Annotated in this window: 13 protein-coding genes and 7 pseudogenes; 7 read left to right on the top strand and 13 right to left on the bottom strand. The window is 68.7% G+C overall.

The features are described 5' to 3' along the window. The 3 genes and pseudogenes from ACIBB8_RS35795 to ACIBB8_RS35785 all read right to left on the bottom strand — a co-directional run. Positions 1 to 716: IS6 family transposase (locus ACIBB8_RS35795; protein ID WP_398959337.1), on the bottom strand; the 716-nt coding region annotated here is incomplete at its 3' end. A 109-nt stretch (positions 717 to 825) separates the two neighbouring features. Beyond that, positions 826 to 2,784, bottom strand: coding sequence for a hypothetical protein (locus ACIBB8_RS35790; RefSeq protein ID WP_398959335.1), 1,959 nt, complete (start codon positions 2,782 to 2,784; stop codon positions 826 to 828). Positions 2,785 to 3,145: 361 nt separating this feature from the next. Further along, a pseudogene (locus ACIBB8_RS35785) lies at positions 3,146 to 3,721 on the bottom strand (IS6 family transposase); the annotation flags it as partial. 59 nt (positions 3,722 to 3,780) lie between these two features. Here ACIBB8_RS35785 and ACIBB8_RS35780 point away from each other — a divergent pair. After that, positions 3,781 to 4,500 (top strand): IS6 family transposase, encoded by a 720-nt coding sequence (locus ACIBB8_RS35780; RefSeq protein WP_398959333.1) that lies wholly within the window; start codon positions 3,781 to 3,783, stop codon positions 4,498 to 4,500. A gap of 47 nt (positions 4,501 to 4,547) precedes the next feature. On the opposite strand, the gene ACIBB8_RS35775 is transcribed toward ACIBB8_RS35780, so the two are convergent. Both ACIBB8_RS35775 and ACIBB8_RS35770 read right to left on the bottom strand, forming a co-directional pair. Beyond that, positions 4,548 to 4,712 (bottom strand): transposase, encoded by a 165-nt coding sequence (locus ACIBB8_RS35775; protein WP_398959341.1) that lies wholly within the window; start codon positions 4,710 to 4,712, stop codon positions 4,548 to 4,550. Between the two features lie 197 nt (positions 4,713 to 4,909). After that, on the bottom strand, positions 4,910 to 5,761 hold the full coding sequence (locus ACIBB8_RS35770; protein ID WP_398959331.1) for an alpha/beta fold hydrolase: 852 nt from the start codon (positions 5,759 to 5,761) through the stop codon (positions 4,910 to 4,912). Between the two features lie 675 nt (positions 5,762 to 6,436). Between ACIBB8_RS35770 and ACIBB8_RS35765 the strand changes: the two genes are divergently transcribed. Beyond that, complete coding sequence (locus ACIBB8_RS35765) at positions 6,437 to 6,772, top strand: hypothetical protein (RefSeq protein WP_398959329.1); 336 nt, start codon at positions 6,437 to 6,439, stop codon at positions 6,770 to 6,772. Positions 6,773 to 6,948: 176 nt separating this feature from the next. Further along, positions 6,949 to 7,395 (top strand): CGNR zinc finger domain-containing protein, encoded by a 447-nt coding sequence (locus ACIBB8_RS35760; RefSeq protein WP_398959327.1) that lies wholly within the window; start codon positions 6,949 to 6,951, stop codon positions 7,393 to 7,395. Positions 7,396 to 7,526: 131 nt separating this feature from the next. Here the strand turns inward: ACIBB8_RS35760 and ACIBB8_RS35755 are convergent. From ACIBB8_RS35755 to ACIBB8_RS35740, 4 genes and pseudogenes are all read right to left on the bottom strand, one after another. Beyond that, positions 7,527 to 7,745: pseudogene (locus ACIBB8_RS35755) on the bottom strand (ATP-binding protein); the annotation flags it as partial. Positions 7,746 to 7,923: 178 nt separating this feature from the next. Then, a pseudogene (locus tag ACIBB8_RS35750) lies at positions 7,924 to 8,328 on the bottom strand (alcohol dehydrogenase catalytic domain-containing protein); the annotation flags it as partial. A gap of 428 nt (positions 8,329 to 8,756) precedes the next feature. Beyond that, positions 8,757 to 9,377, bottom strand: a complete 621-nt coding sequence (locus ACIBB8_RS35745; RefSeq protein WP_398959325.1) for a hypothetical protein — start codon at positions 9,375 to 9,377, stop codon at positions 8,757 to 8,759. 95 nt (positions 9,378 to 9,472) lie between these two features. Further along, the gene (locus tag ACIBB8_RS35740; protein WP_398959323.1) at positions 9,473 to 10,009 is read right to left on the bottom strand and encodes an alpha/beta fold hydrolase; all 537 of its coding nucleotides are present in this window, start codon (positions 10,007 to 10,009) and stop codon (positions 9,473 to 9,475) included. A 41-nt stretch (positions 10,010 to 10,050) separates the two neighbouring features. On the opposite strand from ACIBB8_RS35740, the gene ACIBB8_RS35735 reads away from it, so the two are divergent. Beyond that, positions 10,051 to 10,212: an SDR family oxidoreductase gene (locus ACIBB8_RS35735; RefSeq protein WP_398959339.1), complete on the top strand. Its 162-nt coding sequence runs from the start codon at positions 10,051 to 10,053 to the stop codon at positions 10,210 to 10,212. Positions 10,213 to 10,361: 149 nt separating this feature from the next. Here the strand turns inward: ACIBB8_RS35735 and ACIBB8_RS35730 are convergent, their stop codons facing one another. Continuing rightward, a complete protein-coding gene (locus ACIBB8_RS35730) occupies positions 10,362 to 11,081 on the bottom strand; it encodes a hypothetical protein (protein WP_398959321.1) in 720 nt (239 codons plus the stop codon). Between the two features lie 333 nt (positions 11,082 to 11,414). On the opposite strand from ACIBB8_RS35730, the pseudogene ACIBB8_RS35725 reads away from it, so the two are divergent. Continuing rightward, positions 11,415 to 11,546: pseudogene (locus ACIBB8_RS35725) on the top strand (TetR family transcriptional regulator); the annotation flags it as partial. A 137-nt stretch (positions 11,547 to 11,683) separates the two neighbouring features. Next, a pseudogene (locus ACIBB8_RS35720) lies at positions 11,684 to 11,971 on the top strand (TetR family transcriptional regulator C-terminal domain-containing protein); the annotation flags it as partial. Positions 11,972 to 12,054: 83 nt separating this feature from the next. Here ACIBB8_RS35720 and ACIBB8_RS35715 read toward each other — a convergent pair. Beyond that, entirely contained in the window at positions 12,055 to 12,624 is a 570-nt protein-coding gene (locus tag ACIBB8_RS35715) for a TetR family transcriptional regulator C-terminal domain-containing protein (protein WP_398959319.1), read from the bottom strand. 700 nt (positions 12,625 to 13,324) lie between these two features. On the opposite strand from ACIBB8_RS35715, the gene ACIBB8_RS35710 reads away from it, so the two are divergent. Continuing rightward, entirely contained in the window at positions 13,325 to 14,011 is a 687-nt protein-coding gene (locus ACIBB8_RS35710) for a hypothetical protein (RefSeq protein ID WP_398959343.1), read from the top strand. A 72-nt stretch (positions 14,012 to 14,083) separates the two neighbouring features. Here ACIBB8_RS35710 and ACIBB8_RS35705 read toward each other — a convergent pair. Both ACIBB8_RS35705 and ACIBB8_RS35700 read right to left on the bottom strand, forming a co-directional pair. After that, positions 14,084 to 14,427: pseudogene (locus ACIBB8_RS35705) on the bottom strand (transposase); the annotation flags it as partial. A gap of 318 nt (positions 14,428 to 14,745) precedes the next feature. Beyond that, a pseudogene (locus tag ACIBB8_RS35700) lies at positions 14,746 to 14,956 on the bottom strand (hypothetical protein); the annotation flags it as partial.

Below are 14,956 nucleotides of genomic sequence, written 5' to 3'. Positions count from 1 at the left end.
GCCGTGGCGGGCTGGCAGATGTTCTCGGTGACGTGGTCCCAGACGGTGAAGCGGATGGTCATCTCGAGGCGGTGTTCGGCGGCGGTGCGGAGATGCCGCCGGGGACGGAAGTGGAGTGAAATGCTGCCGAACGCAGACAGGAACCGCTGGGCGGCGCCGGCGCTGCGGAAGCCCTTCATGGCACGTTCCCGCTGCCTCGTTGTCCGGTGGGAGTTCTCGGCCCGGTTGTTCAGCCCTTTGTGAGCACGGTGTTCCACCGAGGGCATCAGCTCCCGGTGGGCGACGCCATAGGAGCGGAGCTTGCCGGTGACCAGCACCCTCGGTACCCAGCACTGCTTCTTCATCAGCTTGGCCATGAACCGCTTCGCGGCCTTGGCGTCCCGCCTGGACTGCACCAGGACGTCCAGGACGTTGCCGTCCTGGTCGACCGCCCGCCACAGGTACCGCCGCTTGCCGTTGATCTTGATGAAGACCTCGTCGAGGTGCCATTTGTCACCGGGCCGCGACCGGCGGCGGCGCAGCCCGTCGGCGCAGGCCCGGCCGAACTTCACACACCAGCGGCGCACCGTCTCGTAGGAGACGATCACGCCGCGTTGGAGCATCAGTTCCTCAACCTCGCGGTAGCTGAGCGGAAACCGGAAGTACAGCCACACGCAGTGCGAGATGATCTCGCCGTCGTACCGGTGCCCCCTGTACGACGGCGCCGGGATCCCCATGGACGATCCCCTCCAGCGTGATCAACCCGAAGATCCTCCCATGTCATCCACCAACGTGACAGTGCCCCGGATCGGCAGACGCGGGCCGGTGGGACCGGCCCGCGTCGGGTCAGCGCACGGTGACAGGCTTTGTGGTGGCCGTGCCGTTGGTCCAGCCGTTGCGGTGGGCAGTGATCTTGACCGTGATCTTCTGGCCACGGTCGGCCTTCACCAGGACGTAGGTGGACTTGGTCGCGCCGCTGATGGACTTGCCGTTGCGCTTCCACTGGTACGTGTAGGAAGTGGCGGACGGCGACCAAGTGCCGCGGGCAGCCGTCAGCTTGTAGCCGACCTTGACGGAGCCGGAGATCGACGGCGCGGTGGTGGCCTTCAGGGCGGGGCCGACCGCGACCTTCAGCGCAGGGGAGGTGGAAGCGACGGAGCCCGCGCCGTTGCTGACCGTGACCCGGCAGGACACCTTGTGGGCGTAGTCGGCAGAGGTGAGGGCGCGGGTCTTGGCGGTGGCGCCGGAGATGACCGCGCCGTCGCGCAGCCAGGACCAGGTGGCCTTGGTGTTGGTGCCGTTCCAGGCGGCGGAGCAGGTGAGGGTGGAGCCGGTTCGGGCCGTTCCGCTCATCGCCGCGTTGGTGGTGATCTGTGGCTTGGTCAGCAGGGTCTGCGACTTGGACCACACCTGGGAGGTGTAGCCGCCGCTGCCGGTGTACTCGGCCTTGCGCCACAGCACCGTGGCCCGGCCGTCCGGTCCGGCAGCCACCTCGCCGGCGAGGGCGTCGGTGTTGGGGACGGCGGCGACGGGCGTGTTATTCAGAGCGGTGGCCTTGCTCCAGGTGCCGTCGGCGCGTTCCGCCCACTCAAGGTAGTTGTCGTCGCCGTTGTCGATGCTCGGCACCTGCGGCCACACGACCTGCACGATTCCGTCAGCGCCGATGGAGGCGTCCACCTGCCAGTTGACGTAGCCGGTGGACAACGTCTTCGGCGCGGACCAGGTCCCGGTGCTCGCGGTGCGGGTCACGGTCTGCACAACGGGGGTACCGGCGGTGCGGCTCCAGCCCGTCCACACGTAGGTGACGTCACCGTTGGGCGCGGCCAGCGGTTCGCTCCCGTCGCTGTAGTTGATGGCGGAAACGGCGGTCTGAGCGGCACCCCAACTACCCGAAGGAGCGGTACGGGTGGCGGATTTGAGGTCGTCGGCGCCGTTGCGCCACATCACGGTGGTGGCGTTCTTGGCGTCCATCGCCACCTGTACGTTGCTGGACGTGGCGTCGGTGCCGGGCAGCACGGAGGCGCTGCTCCAACTGGTCCGGGCCGAGGTGCGGGTGGCAGTGGAGACCGTGTGCTCGTCGGTGAAGCGGTTGAGTTCATCCCAGACCGCGGTGGCGGCGCCGCCGGGGGCCACCGCGAGGTCGATGCTCCAGATGGATCCGCTGGTGGTGGAGCCCAGCGTCCGGGGTGCGGACCACGCCCGGTCGCCAGGGGCAAGGGTGGCGGTCCTCACATCGTAGTTCCGGTACCCGTCACCCTGGTCCCATACGGCGGTGAAGGTGCCGTCGGCCGCCGCGGCTAGGCGGGGCGTGGACATGTCCAGGCTGTCCCAGGCAGCGAACGTGGCCGGGGCGGACCAGGCTGCCGTCGCCGGGTTCCAGCCGGCAGCCAGGGCGACCAGCGAACCGTCTGCACCACTGCCGTCCAGCCAGGTCACCACGGCCCGCCCGTCGGCGCTCACGGCGAGGACGGCCGCGGAATTCTTGTCCCGCCCGGTCGCCAGGGTGTGCGGCGCACTCCACGTCGCTCTGCCGGCAGGCCGGACGGCGATCCAAAAGTCCCAACCGGTGGCCCCGGCGGCCTTGTCCCGCCACAGCGCGAACGCGGCGCCGTCACCGGCCACCTGGACATCGATGAGAGTCTGTTGGCCGTCCGCTCCGGTCAGGGCGTCGGCGGTGCTCCACGGCCCCGCCGACGCGGTGTACCCGGCGGCGGCCGAGGGAAGGGCGGTACCCAACGAGACCGCGGCCACGGTGGCGGCGAGCGCCACGGCGGCAGTCTTCGGTCTGCGTATCTTCAGTGCCATGACGGCTCCTGTCTCAGGCGAGCGCGTCTTGCGCCCGGCATGCTCGCGCACATCGGAGCGAGGGGGCGCAGCACCGGCGGAAGGCAAATGGCGTAGATGCCCTCATGCGGATCACGACGCCGCCGCTCCCGCGCCGTGGTCATGATGACAGGACGGAGTAACGGACCATGCTGCCGGTGCCAGCAATCTTGTACGGACCAAGATGCGCTCCGCTCAGCGCACCACCGCCGTGGTGACCGGTCCGGCGACCCCGCCGCAGGAGCGCCCGGCGAACAGGCCCACGCCGGGCGTTGTCACGTTGTTGGGTGTGTGAGTCCGTGACGATGTGCAAGGCGTGGTCGGCCCGAGTGTCTGCTCCGGATCAGGCCGTCGCGGGCTGGCCGACGGCGCCGATGATCTGCTCCCAGACGACGAAGCGGATGGTCATTTCGGCTCGGTGGTCGGGGGCGGTGAGTAGGTGACGTCGGGGTCGGAAGTGGGGTGAGATGCCGCTGAACGCGGACAGGAACCGCTGCGCTCCACCCACACTCCGGAAGCCCCTCATCGCCCGTTCACGCTGCCGGGTGGGCTGGTGGGAATTCTCCGCCCGGTTGTTGAGACCCTTGTGGGAGCGGTGCTCGACCGAGGGCATGACCTCGCGGTGGGCGGCGCCATAGGAGCGGAGCATGTCCTTGACGACCACCCGGGGCACCGCGCCCGTGTTCTTCAGCAGGCGGCGGAAGAACCGCCTGGCCGCGGCGGTGTCCCCGCGGTTCTGCACGAGGATGTCGAGGACGCTGCCGTCCTGGTCGACGGCCCGCCACACATACTTCTGCTCGCCGTTGATCGTGATGAAGACCTCGCCCAGATGCCACTTGTCCCCGGACCGGGGCTGCCGGCGGCGCAGCGCGTTGGCGTAGGTCTGCCCGAACTTCACACACCAGCGGCGGAGGCGCTGTCACGTTGCCTGACGGGGTGGGAGGATCTTTGGGTTGATCATGGTGGAGGGGGTTGTTCGTGGGGGACGGGTCGCCGTCGTACAAAGGCCACCGGTACCCGGTCGAGGTGATCTCGCACTGCGTGTGGCTGTACTTCCGGTTCCCGCTCAGTTTCCGTGAGGTCGAGGAGCTCATGCTGAAGCGCGGCGTGATCGTCTCGTACGAGACGGTGCGCCGCTGGTGTGTGAAGTTCGGCCAGGCCTACGCCGACGGGCTGCGCCGCCGCCGGTCGCGGCCCGGTGACAAATCGCACCTCGACGAGGTCTTCATCAAGATCAACGGCAAGCGGCGGTACCTGTGGCGGGCGGTCGACCAGGACGCCGCTGTGCTGGGCATCCTGGTGCAGTCCCAGCGGGACGCCAAGGCCGCGAAGTGGTTCATGGCCAAGCTGATGAAGAAGCAGTGCCGGGTACCGAGGGTGCTGGTCACCGACAAGCTCCGCTCCTACGGCGTCGCCCACCGGGAGCTGATGCCCTCGGTGGAACACCGTGCCCACAAAGGGCTGAACAACCGGGCCGAGAACTCCCACCGGACAACGAGGCAGCGCGAACGCGCCATGAAGGGCTTGCGCAGCGCCGGCGCCGCCCAGCGGTTCCTGTCTGCGTTCAGCAGCATTTCACCCCACTTCCGGCCACGCCGGCACCGGATGACCGCCCCCGACCACCGCACCGAGATGACCGTCCGCTTCGTGATCTGGGACCAGATCACCGGCGCCACCGCCCCGCCCACCGCAGCGTGACCCAGGCCTCGCCCGACCCCCACACGCCCTGACGCGCCCTCAACCGATCAACACCCCACCAACGTGACAACGCCCTTGTGGCCCCATCTGGCGTCGAACTCGTCGAGGCGCTCGCGGGCCTGGGCCTCGTTGACGGCGGTGTAGACGGGCTTGAGGTCGGCGGCGACGTCGGGCCAGTCCCGCCTCGAGGCATAGCGCAGGCTCTGCCTGATCAGGTGAAGCCGTCAAGAAACAACCTGGTGGTTATCGGCGCCGACCGAGGTGAGCAGGTCGGCTGCGGTGGGGTGGCGGTGGTCTATGGGCGGTGCGGGAGTTGGTCCCCGTCTCCCGAACGCACGCGATGCCGCGGCCTGCGATCTCCCGGCGGGGAGCTCGGCCATGTACGCTCCCTCGCGCGAGGCGGGCGGCCTCAGGCATCCAGGAACGCGTGCACGTCGGCCGCGAATGCGCGCGCGTGCTGGAAGAGGAAGCCGTGGGCGGAGTCCGGGTACAGCTTCACGAACGCGTCGGGGATGAGAGCGGCGGTGAGGTGCGAGTACCAGGGGAGGATCATCCGGTCGTCGTCGCCGTTCGCGATGAAGACGGGCTGCTGGATCGCGGTGAGCCGCTGGAGGAGCCCGAAGTTCGGCGTCCCCCACTTCAGGACCGCGTCGTACTGGGCGTTGCGGGTGCGCCAGCTGGTCTGCTCGTCGCGGCCCTCGGTCCGGGAGTAGAGCCGGCCCAGGACCTGCTGGCCAGCGGCCCGGCTGGCGGGCGAGTCGGTGAAGAACGCATGGAGGTAGCCTTCGGGTCCGGTCTTCGGCTCTCCGATCGCGGCGATGATGTCGGGCGCCCAGCCCTGTATCCCTGGCGCGCCCTGTGGCGCGGTCGAGGCCAGCACCACCTTGGCCACCAGCGACGGCCTGGTGAGCGCCACCTCCTGGGCGACGAAGCTGCCGATGGAGAAACCCAGCAGGTCGATCCGGTCGAGCCCCAGCGCTTCGACGAAGACGATCGCGTCGTCGGCCATCTGCGCGATGGCGGTGGGGGTGGACCCCGTCGTCGCGGCCACCCCCGAGTTGTCGAAGGCGATGACGTCGCGCGAAGCGGCCAGCGCGTCGACGAGGTCGGGGTCCCAGTTGTCGAGGTTCCCGCGGAAGTGCTGCAGCAGGACCAACGGGCGGCCGCCCTGCGGGCCCAGGCGCCGATACGCGTAGGTGACGCCGTTGGATCCCTCGACTGTTGACGTCTTGGCGTCCAGGTAGGTGCCGTTGTGATCCATGGTCGTTCCAATCTGTGATTCGAGGTCCGGCGCTCTTCGGCCGCGCGTCCCCGGGCGGCCGCATTCGGATGCTCGGCAGGGCGGGGGCCCTGACCGTGCGAGCGAGAGGGCACGCGGTGGAGCCGGGCCAACTGGCTGGCTCGTGCTTTCCACCTCTCAACACTAAGCCGATCGGTCATATTCCATTCCGGCCCCGTCACGGCCACCGACCGCGCAGCAGCGGTCGGCGTACCCCGCTGTTTCTTCGGCCGGAACAGCCGCACCCGAGGGCACGCCAGGTCCGCCTGGACGGGGGTACGGTGACTGTCCCTCAGCAAGGAGTCCCGGAGCTGCCCGATGAGTCGCCATTGCCACGGCCCGCTGTTCGGCGGGGAAGTCGGCGGGTCGCTGACTGCCTGGCGCCGCCCGGTTCAGGCAGGGTACGCGTTGCGGCGGCGCAGCCCCTTGCCGTCGTAGTAGTGGGTCATGGCGAACCCGAAGGGCAAGGCGAGGGCGACGCCGACTGCCATCATGACCCGGCCGCGGGTCAGTCAGCCCCGCGTCGGCCCGGGCGCGCCGAAGTAGAGGATGGCCCGCACACCGTCGGGCGTCTCTCGTCGGCCGAGCGCCGCATGGCGCGGGTGGGTCCGGATCACAGAAGGCGCAGCCAGCGGTCCAGGGCTGACCGGCAACGTCATGGCGTGCGCAGCTGTCCAGTGCTGCCACCCCCGCTGCACCACCACCGCAGTTCCAGGCCCGTACGGCAGGTCTGCTCTTCCGGGCAAACCCGCCCGGCAACGAACGCGGCGCCTCGCAGGCGTTGCAGCTTCGCAGGCTCTCCGCGTCACCGCCCCAGACAGCCTCGCCGCCTACCTGACGGACTGGCAGGAGAACGCCGCCGCCCAACAGCTCCGCGAGACCACGCACATCTCCTTGACCGCCGTCGTCGAGCAGTACCTTCTGCCGGGCGCGGGCGGGAAGGAACTCGCCGAGCCCACCGCCAAGAACGTCCGGACCAGCGTTCCGCCGTAGCTCGGGGGCGTCGAACTCCACCGCCCACCGGCGCCGGCCGCCCCGGTCCAAGCCGGGCGTGCGGGGGCCGAGCCCTCAAGCCTACGGTCGAGGCCGGCCGAACCAGGCACGCCCCCACCCGCCACCAGGCATCAAGCAGGCGCTCGCGCAGTGGCGCCGGGAAAGTTGGCGCGCCCGTGGCCGAACTGGAGCTCGGCCGACGCGGCTGGGAGGAGCTGCGCGCCTTCCGCGACGATCTGCGCCAGCCGGTCGGCGGTGCGCGCGGCGACGCGCCGTCCCCGCCGGACGCGGCTTCAATGGCGGACACCGCCGCCGTGCCCCTCACGGCGATGCCCACCGTCGCTCTGAGCATGCAGTGGGACGAGGCGGGGCAGGTTCACGCTCTCCCCCGCGGATCCGGCTGGAGGAAAGTGGCCTCGCTGGTGACCATCGAGGTGTTCAAGGCTCAGCAGGACGGATCCTGGAGCCGACTCAAGACCTGCCGCAACCCTCGGTGCGCGGTGGCATTCTTCGACCGCTCTCGCAACAACAGCGGGGTGTGGCACAACGTGAAGGTCTGCGGCAACGCCGCCAACCTGCGTGCCTTTCGTGCCCGCCAGCGGGTTCCCGACACCGGAGTCTGACGTCGTTTCCGGAGAGCCCGGCCGGATCCTCCAACCCACGCTGGCCGAGAGCGATCCGCGGGCTCGCGCCGGGCGGCGAAGTTTCGGCTGGTTCTGGCCGTCAGCCGGGCCAGGCCCCCCAGCGGCAGGCTGACGGCGACGATCGTCCCGCGGCCGGCCCAGGAGGAGAGCTCGAACGCGCCACCCGACACCCGCTCCCGCATCGCATCCAGGCCGACACCCTCCTGGGACCCCGACGCGGTGCAACCGGCCACGATCCCCGGCGGCAGACCCACGCCGCTGTCCCGCACCTCGACCTCCAGGCGCTCTGAGCCATGGCGCAGGGGGTTGCTGACCGCCTCCTGAGTCACCCGCAGCAGCGCGCGCTCCGTCGCGATGGGCTCCCCGCGCTCGGTGACACGACCCGCTGCCCGCCTCCTGCGCGGTCACGCCCCTGGAGCGTGTGCTGGACCAGGGCGACGTAACGGTCCACCGCCGACGGCAGGCCGCCCTCGCCGAGCTCGGAGCCGCCAGGGCGATGGCGGGGACGACGACGGAGTCGGAGTATCCGCCCGGGTAGGCAACGCCGGGGATCGCGAGCTGCGCGCAGTGCACGGCGTCGCCGTCGCGACACGCGTCGCAGTGCCCGCAGCTGCCGCCGTACCAGCCGACCGCGACACGGTCGCCGATCTTCCAGCCCTCCACCCCTTGGCCGAGGGCGTCGATCCGGCCGCCGATCTCATGGCCCGGGGTGATCGGGAAGGCGCTGCCGGGCAGCCTGCCGCCAGCGATGATCAGATCGGAGTGGCACACCCCGCATGCCTCCACGGTGATCCGGACCGCGCCGGGACCGGGTTCACGCAAAAAGACCTTCACCAGCTCAGGAGCCACACCCGGTGCGGCGATCTGGACTACGCGCAGGGCGTTGGCCGAGGTACTGGAGAGCGTGGTCATGAGCGATCCCTTTCATCGCGCGGCGCGGTGGGCGGCTGGGACGCGCGCGCCTTGGCTTCCCGGCGTCGCGGTGCCAGCGGGCGGATCCCCGGGGCCTCCTTGTCAATGACCGCGCCGCGGCCCTCCCCGTTCGCGCATGGATCCGACTCGGCGCAGCGCCGAGCAGGAGCAACGCCCGGTGATCCTGGTCAAGGCCTCACCAAACCGGGCCGCAGCGCTTGACAAACTGGCGTCATGTCATGCTTCGGACCTGTCCCGCTCGCCGGACGTGCTGTCTCGTTCCTTCTCAGCCCCGGTAGGTTTCCAGCAGCCGCAGCCAGACCTCGCTGATGGTCGGGAACGCGGGGACGGCGTGCCACAGCCGCTCCAGCGGCACTTCGCCGGCATGCGCGGACGGCCACCTGGCCGCCGGCCCAAGGATGCTGATCTCAGGTGAAGTGGATGTCGCTGAGGTCGATGGACACGATGACCTGGCTTGTGATCGCCCGCAGATCGCTGTCGCGGCGGTAGGCCCGGCGTCGGGTCGGCAGGCGGATACCATCAGCCTCAACGATGTCGTAGACGTACTGCGCGGCGGCGAAGCCGCCGGCGATGTCGACGTGGTAGTCGTGGCGGCGCAGTAGCCGGTCCGGGCCGAAGTAGAAGTCCTGGCGGGTGCTGTGACTGGCAATCGTGGCGGGAAAGGTCGCGCGGAGTCCGGGCCATTCCTCACCATATTCCCGCCAAGGCTCGATCTCCTCGACCTCGACTCCGGGCATGGCCAGCAGGAAGGGCGTGGTGAGGTACGTCCACAGTGCGTAGCCGTTGAAGTACGCCCGGTCCAGGGGGTCCCACGGCGTCTCCAGGACGTGGCCGTCGAAGGACTTGCGCGGCTCTGAGCGCTCTGCAACGACAGAGCCATCAGTCTTTTCGATGGCGATACGGCTTGGGGTGAAGTCGGTCCGCTGGTCCGGAGCGCCGAACGGGGCGACCGAGGCCTGCTCTTCGTGCAGCCGCACCGTCATCTCGCGGGGCGCCGGGTCCTGCGAAACTCCTTTGATGGCGAACATGTCACCGCCGGTGACGATGGTTGCGCGCCCGGAGCTGAACCGACGCCAACGGTCCAGTCCGCCATGGGCTTCGAGAGCCTCGCTGAGCAGGGAACTTATGTTATGCCTCCTGGTAAAAGTCTCATGCCGGGGGACTGTTCGCGTCGTCCGAAGCCGGGAGCGCTGGACGAGGGGACTGGGAAATCCTGGTCCGTGCTCGCCGGCTTGGTGGCGGGCGGGTCAAAATCCTGCGCGGCCGTCCGGCAGTGATGAAACGTCACAACGCGTGGCAACCCATGGTGCAGACACGCCGTCAGAATACGGTCAACGCCCTTCAGGTCGGGGGCAAAGGCGGCGATGTGGACCAGCACTTTGACCTGCCGGTCGCCGGCGGCGGCCTGGCTGATCACCGAGCTGCCGTAGGAGTGTCCGGCGAGCACGATCGGTCCGCGAATGGTGTCGAGGACGCTGCGGAGGTAAGCCGCGTCACTCTCCAGTCCACGCAGCGGGTTGGCCGGTGCCACCACCTTGTAACCGTCCTGCTGCAGGCGCCCGATGACGCCGGCCCAGCTGGACGCGTCCACGAAAGCGCCGTGCATGAGCCGCACTTGACGATGCGGGTGGACAGCCGTATCCGGGGCCTGATCACTCACGCCCACACCCGGGCAGCGAGGGACACTCCGACAATGCGGACCTGGACGAGGCGCAGCGCACGTCCCTCTCGGTCGCCCACCCCCTGGGGCGCATCGCCCGCCCCGAGGAGATCACCGACGCCGCGATCTGGCTCCTGTCCGGCAGGTCTAGCTTTGTCACCAGCATCGCCCTGCCCGTCGACGGCGGGTACAGCGTGCCCTGACCGCGAGCGACCGCCGTTCGCGAGCCGTCCTCCGATGAACGCGCATGCCCGGCGGCGCCAGACACGTGACCGGAGGCCGGTGACCGGACATCGAGCACGGCCGATTCGTCGAACGGACCAACGGACCACAGGTGGACTGGTTGCCGAGGTCAGGCGAACGTGACATCTTCGACGTCGATGGTGACGAGTTCGACGTCCCGCAGCACCACCCCGTCCTCGCCCAGCGGATGGACGCGCCGCTTGGTCGGCACCATGATCCCGCCGAACTCCACGTGGTCGAAGACATAGTGCGCGGCCGGGCCCGCGTTGATGACCTCTGAGGTGTAGTCGTGCCTGCGCAGCAGTCCGTCGCCGCCGAAGTAGAAGATCTGCTCCTGGCAGTGCGTGGCGACATGGTCGGGGAAGGTGACCTTGAGGCGGCTCCACTTCTCGCCGTTCTCGGTTACGGGAGACAGCTCCTCGGTACGGAAGCCGGGGGACGCGAAGGCGAAGGGGGACGTCAGGTACGTCCACATCGCGTACCCGGCGAAGTACGCGACGTGCAGATCGTCCCAAGGGGTTTGGAGCGTGTGACCCGTGAAGGCGTCACGGGGGTTCAGCCGCTCGCTCCGTACCTCGCCCTGGTCGCTCTCCACGGCCACCCGCTCGGCGGTGAACGAGGTGCGGAGCCCGGGTGTGCGGAAGGGGAAGTGACTCGCGTGCTGTCGACGCAGGTCGACCCGGACGCCGGCGCGTTCGAAGACGCCCTCCTGACCCTTGATCCCCCACAGGGCTCCTCCGGAGCTGAAGTTGACGGTGGCCGACTCGTACTGGTGGTAGCGGTCCAGGCCGCCGTGCGCCTGGATGGCACGGGTGGTGAGATCACTCATGACAACGTCCTCCTGCTGGTACGCCGTCGCCTCGGTGGCGGGCACCATTCCATAATGACCGGTCGTCTTAACAGTTCGCAAGCCCTCATCGGTGGAGGCCTGAAAGTTCCGCACTCACCAGCGACCCGCCTGGACGCGGCGGCCGCAAATGGGGTCATACGGGAAAAGGCTCTGCTGGCATTCAATGCGACCGCCCGTCTCACCCGGTCAAGAATCGCCGGGCGACAGGCAGAGTTGCAGGTTGTGACGGAGCCGTTGCAAGGAGATGGGTGAGCGACCCGGTAAGGTGATCGCTCATCTTGCGGGAGGAGTCCAGCCAGGCCCAGAGCGAGTCTGAGTGAGAACCTCATCGCTGCGGCAGTTGATCAGTTCCACACCCGGGGTTACGCGGCAACGGGGGTGAAAGACATCACCGACACGGCCGACGCTCCGAGGGGGTCCTTCTACAACCACTTCGAGAGCAAGGAAGCCCTGGCTGTCGTGGCCCTGGAGAGGTACGGCGACACTCGGCGGCTGGAGAGTCTGCGTGACCGGTCGGTCGCACCGCTGACCCGGCTGCGTGAGCATTTCGAGTTTCTGCGGGACGAGAACATCAGGCCGAGTTCACCCGGGGCTGCCTCGTGGGCGACCTTGCCGTCGAGGTCGCCGATCACAGCGAGGCGGTGCGCGCGACGGCGCGTGCCGGCTTCGATGCCTGGACCGACGCACCCGCCTTCGCCATCGCCGATGCCCAGGAGGCGGGTGAGGTGACCAGGACCCTGGAGGCATCCACCTTGGCGCGCTTTGTGCTGAACACACGGGAAGGCGCGCTGATCTCGGCGCGAGCAGACCGCTCGGCTCGGGCGTTCGAAGTGTTCTTCACGGTGGTCTTCAGCGTGCTGCTGCGGTGAGTCCCGGGCCGGGCGACAAGGGCCGGCCCGGTCACGGCTGCGCTCCCGGCCCACGCGCAGGCAAAGACAGCAGTCCAGACGGCTCAAACCGTCATCGAATCGAAGACGGTGAAAAAGTCGTCCAGCGGCACGCTGCTGCGGACGACCTTCGCCTGCATCGCCGCGCCCTCCCAGGCGCTCACCAGGAACCGCGCCAGCACCACGCTGTCCACCTCACTCGCCAACTCGCCAGCGGCCCGAGCCTCGTCCAGCACCGAGGCGAGAACCGACTCCCACCCCCCGAGCTTGCGGCCCACCTCATCGCGAATCGTCGGGCTATGCGTCGACAGCTCCGCCCCGAAGTTCCCGAACATGCAGCCACGGGCGTAGCCGTACCGCTCCAGGTCTTCCGACAGGTAGGCGAAATGTCCGCGGATACGCTCGACGGGGGCAACCGACTTATCGGCGAGCATTCCCATCCGACGCGCGTCCCCATAGCGGCGCATCACCTCGATGGCCATCGACTCCTTGCTGTCGAAATGGTTGTAAACCGAACCCTTTGGCACACCAGCGCCGTCTGCGATCTCCTTGATGCCACTTCCGTTGAAACCGTATTCATGAAAGCGCTCATGAGCAGCATCGATCAACTGCTCGCGCACACTAGGTCTGGCCATGTTCCGAACTCCTTAAAGCTCCCCACATCAATATGTCCGGTCGTCTTCGATGTGTCAAGTGACCTACTGCATGCCATCAAACGCCATGCCGCACCACCCGCAACGGCGCCCCGCCAGGGTGGGACTCCCGCAGTCCCGGCGGACACCGCAGTGGCGGACAACCGCAGGCCGATCACCCAGGAGCTCAATCAGCATCGCGAACGTTGATCAGTCCCGGATTGCGCAAATCGGAAAGGGGCGCGGGGCGCCAAGTTTCACCGGAAAGGCCCGAGGGCCGACACCGCACCCACCCCGCCATCCGCGACTACGTGAGCGCTCCCCCAGCGCCGCACCATGATCACGGCCCGACGCGTGCCCAAGCCTCTCCGCGCTCAGCACCTACAATACGATCGGTCGCATTGACACTGAGTGGGTCGCGCAGCCCAGCGCCCCACCCCCGGACCGCTGAGTGTGCGGACGCAGCCGCCCTGCCGGTTCCGGCCGCGCAGGGCGGCGCGCTCTCAGCTCACGGTCCCCACATGCTCTCCGGCGCCGAACAACCCGCTGTCCTCCATGTAATGACGGATCGACGCCGAGCGGAACGAGCACACACCAACCCGCGCCACGTTCGACGGCCTCCGGGGCAAGACACCTGGCCCGCCTTTCGGACCCGCGCCTGACCGGGCTGAGCAGTACGGAACTCGCGCATCTGTGCACCGAGTTGGCCCCGCTGCAGGCCGCCCGTTCCCAGGAACGCTACAGCGAGCAGCGCGGTGGACGGGCCCGGCGGGCCACCGGCAACCAGCGGGCCAAGCCACTGTTCGACGACGCCACCCGGGTGATGCTCGCCCTCCTCTACCAGCGGCAGGTCTGCTCGATGAAGCTGCTGGCCGACATGCTGGAGGTCACCCCCACCTGCATCGGCCACCTCGTCGCCGAAACCCGCCGTGTCCTGGAGGACCACGGCCACCAGCCCGGATACGCCTCCAGCCGGTTCACCACGGCGGACGCGCTGATGTCCTTCCTCGATACCGCCAAGATCCCGCCGCGGACCCGGATCATGGAAAGCCTGTCCCATCCACGGCTTACCGGCATGTCCCGCGCGGAGCTGGATGAGCTCACTCGCCACCTCGCCCCACGCCAGGCTGCCCAGGTCGAACGGGCCTTTTACCAGCGTCGGGGCACTGAACGCCAGCCGGGCAGCCGCGGCGGCGTCTTCCCACAGAAGCTCGGTGACAGAGAGCGCGTCGTGGTCGCCGTCCTCTACCTGAGGAAACTGTGCACGCTTGACGTTCTTGCCGATGCGCTGGGGGACGTGAGCAGGTCCTCGATCGGGAACTTCGTCCGGGAGATCCGGCCCCTGCTTACGGAAGGCGGACTCCTTCCACCCCCGGCTACCACCCGCTAACGCACCGCCCCCGACCTCCTCGCCGCCGCGAATGAAGAAGCCAACACACCGACAAGTTGATTCTTTACGGCTTCTGTGAACCCAGCACCTCTGATGTCGGACCTCGGGGAACACCTCGGCCAGGGCCTTCCAGAAGCCGAGCGCCCCATCACCGACCGCGAGGACGGGCGCACGCATCCCACGCCGAGCACAGTCGCGCAGCAGATCCGCCCAGGAGTCGGCTGATTCACGGTAGCCGTCACTCATAGCGATCAGCTCCTGGTGCCGTCCGCACGCACGCCCATCAGCACGAGCATGCACGACTTCGCCTCACGCAGGCGTATGCGCAGGTGGATGCCGTCGGCCCAGACGTATACGTAGTCGCTGCCGGACAGGTCGCGCTCGCTGAACGCCGCGTGGTCAGCCTGCCACTGCGTGGGGCTCCCCTGCGCCGATCGCGCACGCCCGTTCCAGCAGATCGACGTTGGTGAACTCAAACAGAGCGCGGTCAGCGGCCCGGCACAGCTCGGGGAGGAGATGCTCGCGGCAGGGCGGCTGCGAGCTCGTTGTACGCCTGCTCGTACGAGGGGCCGCAGCCGCTGGCTCCGCCTGGCAGGGAGCCGTCCCAGACCGTCGCCGTCGATGCTGATGTGTCCCATGCCCGCTCCCTGCCCGCGTGGGCCCGGCCGCTCCGAACCCCTTCTCGTCGACGCTACGAGCCGGCACTGCAATCCGGGTCAATCTAAGACGTCATCTCACTTGGTGAGTCTGCGGTAGCAGATGAGGGTGCGGGCGATGCTGGTGAAGGCGAGGAAGTGGTCGGCCTTGCGCTCGTAGCGGCGGTGGATTTGCGGATGGTCATCTCGGCCCGGTGGTCGTATGCGGTCATCAGGTGGCGGCGGGGCCGGAATGAGGTGAGATGCCGCTGAACGCCGACAGGAACCGCTGCGTCCCGCCGACGGAGCG

The sequence above is a fragment of the Streptomyces sp. NPDC051286 genome (assembly GCF_044455345.1).
In the GTDB taxonomy this organism is placed as follows: Bacteria; Actinomycetota; Actinomycetes; order Streptomycetales; family Streptomycetaceae; genus Streptomyces.
Note: the sequence above shows the minus strand (reverse complement) of the source record. Positions and strands in the feature narration are given on the sequence as shown.

Bases quoted from the DNA above. Each gene is read 5' to 3' on its own strand.
- ACIBB8_RS35715 (WP_398959319.1), bottom strand. From the start codon at position 12,624: ATGGCCAGACCTAGTGTGCGCGAGCAGTTGATCGATGCTGCTCATGAG.
- ACIBB8_RS35730 (WP_398959321.1), bottom strand. From the start codon at position 11,081: ATGAGTGATCTCACCACCCGTGCCATCCAGGCGCACGGCGGCCTGGAC.
- ACIBB8_RS35770 (WP_398959331.1), bottom strand. From the start codon at position 5,761: ATGGATCACAACGGCACCTACCTGGACGCCAAGACGTCAACAGTCGAG.
- ACIBB8_RS35765 (WP_398959329.1), top strand. From the start codon at position 6,437: ATGGCGTGCGCAGCTGTCCAGTGCTGCCACCCCCGCTGCACCACCACC.
- ACIBB8_RS35790 (WP_398959335.1), bottom strand. From the start codon at position 2,784: ATGGCACTGAAGATACGCAGACCGAAGACTGCCGCCGTGGCGCTCGCC.
- ACIBB8_RS35745 (WP_398959325.1), bottom strand. From the start codon at position 9,377: ATGTTCGCCATCAAAGGAGTTTCGCAGGACCCGGCGCCCCGCGAGATG.